Here is a 1,974-nt window from a genome sequence, read left to right as displayed (position 1 = left end):
AGGTTTTAAATATATAAAAGGTTGTTGCCGAAGTATTTTCATTCATTTATAGAATGTCAAAAGAAATGAAATGATTTTGGATTTATACAAAATCACTCTTAGTATAATTTATTTTAAAAACGAAATTGAATATATTTAAAGGTTTAAGGAATTTAAAAGTTGATTTTAAATTCCTTATCTAAACTAGCAATTTTTACACATATTAAAGATTAAATCATCAAATCTTTTCACAAGTCTTACTTGCTCGTCTAATTCTTCACAATTATAAAGCTCTTCGTATAAAGCTAAAATATCTTTAAATATACCTTCTTGCTCTTTTTTAATTGATTTTGCAATGTTTTCTTCTAATGATTTATTTTGTTTTAAATTCTTATTAAGCAAACATCTAATCGCATCATCTTTATAAAGTAATAAATGTATTTGTATAAATAAATTATTTTGCAATCTACCACTATTTTGAGCATTATTAAAGTTATTTTCAGATAATTTTTCATAAGAACTTAAAGTATCAAAAAACTGATTTGTTTTTTCTTGATTTTTATTGCTAATTTCTGAAACTTGATTTGAATATTCTAAACACTTTTTAACACTTTCTTTTAAAGAATTTATATTCAAATTAATAGTATTAGTAGCTTCTTCTGTATTATTTGCTAATTTTCTTACTTCATCAGCAACTACCGCAAATCCACGACCATGCTCTCCTGCTCTTGCTGCTTCAATTGCAGCATTTAATGATAATAATTGAGTTTGGTCTGTAATGTCTTTTACCATTTCAATAATTTTTGATATTTCATTTGTTTTTTCATTTAGACCATTGATTAAATCAGTAAATAAACCTATGTAATTTTGTAATTCATTTGAGCTTTTTGACAATTCTTTTACCATAGTTTGAGTAGTATGCGAATCATCTGCAATTTGCTTTGAAGAATTTAAAATGCTATTTAAATTAGTTTGATTTGTGCTTAAGCCATTTGTTAAAATATCAATTATACCTGAATCATTGTTGTTTTGTTGAACCTTAATACTAAGTTCATTTAAGCGTTGAGTTTCTATACTTTTTGCAATTCCTAAAATCGCACTTACTAAATTATCAGCAGTGCTTTTAAATCTACCTTTTAAACCTACACTATTAATATTTCTATAAGTTGCACCAGAAAAAGCAACCTCAATAGAGCTAGCAACTTCTCTTTGCCACACTTCTATTTGGTCTAACAAATTATTTAAATGATTTGCTAATATTGTGTATTTTTCGCCCTTTATACCAGTAACTCTTGATTCTAAATATCCATTTGAAGTTTGCTCTAAAACTTCTATAATTTTATTGAATGCTTCATCATTATTTTTATTAAATATACTCATTTTAGCCCCTGAATACCTATCATAAATTCGTTATAACCTTTATTTTCTTTTTTCAAAATATCTTCTATAATTTTCCAAGAAGCATCAACTCCTTGAGCTTTCTCAACTTCAAGCATTTTAGCATATAAAGCAATAATAACTTCTTTAGCTTTTTTACCTATTTTTCTTCTAACTGAATAATATCCTATCGTATTACCAGATAAATCATAAGATATGCTAATATTGGCAAATACCCAGTAATATCCACCATCAAATGTTCTGTTTTTTACGAAAGCATAAACTTCTTTTCTTCCTTTTAATTGTTGCCACAAGTATCTAAAAACAGCCTTAGGCATATCTTTATGTCTTACAACATTATGTGGCTTATTTAAAACTTCATTTTCTGTTGAACCTATAATTTTTAAAAAAGATTCATTAGCATAAGTAATATTGCCTTTAATATCTGTTTTGCTAACTATAAAGTCATTATCCAATAGTTCCTTTTCCATTTTTCCCCAATCTTTATTTAGATATTTTTGTATCAAAAAATAATTTTATAATATCTTCATTATTGTAAAATAGAGATATTATATTTTTGTAAATTTATTATCGTGAAATAAATTTTATTACTCAAAC

1 protein-coding gene and 1 pseudogene are annotated in these 1,974 nt (G+C 25.2%); both read right to left on the bottom strand.

What is annotated here, in order from left to right:
- Window positions 1–183: 183 nt before the first annotated feature.
- A pseudogene (locus AVBRAN12654_RS09600) lies at window positions 184–768 on the bottom strand (methyl-accepting chemotaxis protein); the annotation flags it as partial.
- A 587-nt stretch (window positions 769–1,355) separates the two neighbouring features.
- Window positions 1,356–1,847, bottom strand: a complete 492-nt coding sequence (locus AVBRAN12654_RS09230) for a PAS domain-containing protein (RefSeq protein WP_214118998.1) — start codon at window positions 1,845–1,847, stop codon at window positions 1,356–1,358.
- Between the last annotated feature and the right edge of the window lie 127 nt (window positions 1,848–1,974).

Source organism: Campylobacter sp. RM12654, assembly GCF_020137585.1.
In the GTDB taxonomy this organism is placed as follows: Bacteria; Campylobacterota; Campylobacteria; order Campylobacterales; family Campylobacteraceae; genus Campylobacter_E.
Note: the sequence above shows the minus strand (reverse complement) of the source record. Positions and strands in the feature narration are given on the sequence as shown.